This is a genomic window from Thermus sp., from assembly GCF_056332225.1.
Window position 1 is genome coordinate 1 of record NZ_JBWGQW010000154.1, and the last position, 862, is coordinate 862.

The 862-nt window shown below is 68.4% G+C and carries 1 protein-coding gene; it reads right to left on the reverse strand.

Annotation, left to right across the window (positions count from 1 at the left end; translation table 11 throughout):
- A partial coding sequence (locus tag AC01Y6_RS10615) for a hypothetical protein (RefSeq protein WP_476671492.1) occupies window positions 1-567 on the reverse strand: 567 nt, incomplete at its 3' end.
- Window positions 568-862: the final 295 nt, after the last annotated feature.

Consider the following 862-nt stretch of genomic DNA (forward strand, 5'->3'; position numbering starts at 1 on the left):
CCGGTCCCGCACCACGAGAAGGGTGGCGGGAGCCACGGGGGCGCAGCTCGCCACCGGGTCCAAGGTTCTGGGGTAAAGGTCCCCGGGGCCGTTATAGAGCAGGGCCACCAGGTCCAAAGGCCCCGTGTAGCTAAGGCGCAGGTACCCCGTGGCCGAGGCTACGTCGTAGCGGTCAAACTTCCCGATGAACTCAATGGCTCCCTGGACGCTTCCCGAGGAGAAGACCTCCCCCTCTCCACGGGGGTTAGGCGTGAAGGCCGTAGCGGAAAGCCCCACCCGGTCCTCCGCCAGGGCGTAGTTTTCCACCCGCAGGTAGAACACCTGGCCCGCCTGGCCCTTGAGGTTCAGGCGCACCCCGGGGTCGGTGGTGATCCCCTGGGGCCTGAGGGAAAGGGGGGCCACCCCGGGGTAGGCCCCAAACCAGTTCCGGGCCACGCTCACCGCCTGCACCACCCCCCGCTCGTCCAGGAGGACCAGGCGGAGCCGGGCGCTGAGCTGAAGCTCTGCCGAAACGGCCGCCACCTCCACGGCCCCGTCTTGGGTAAGGGGGATGCGGTAGACCGCCACCCCGGGGCGGAGATCCCCCCGGAGCCCTCCTGGGCCGGGGGCAGGGCGGCGACCCGGCTTTCCCCCACGGGAAGGTCCCCCGCCACGGGCGGGCTCACCGAAAGGTTGCAGGCCGCAAGGAAGAGCGCTAACAAGGCCAGGTTCCACCGCATACCAACCCCCTTTCCCTAAAGGATAGCCCGGAAAAAGAGGCGGGGGGGCTTGGGGTTTTCTTTAGCTACTCCAGCACGCCCAGGTAGGCGTAGAGGTCGGGGCCGCCGGGAAGGATTTCCACCACGAGCTCGGGGAACTTTTC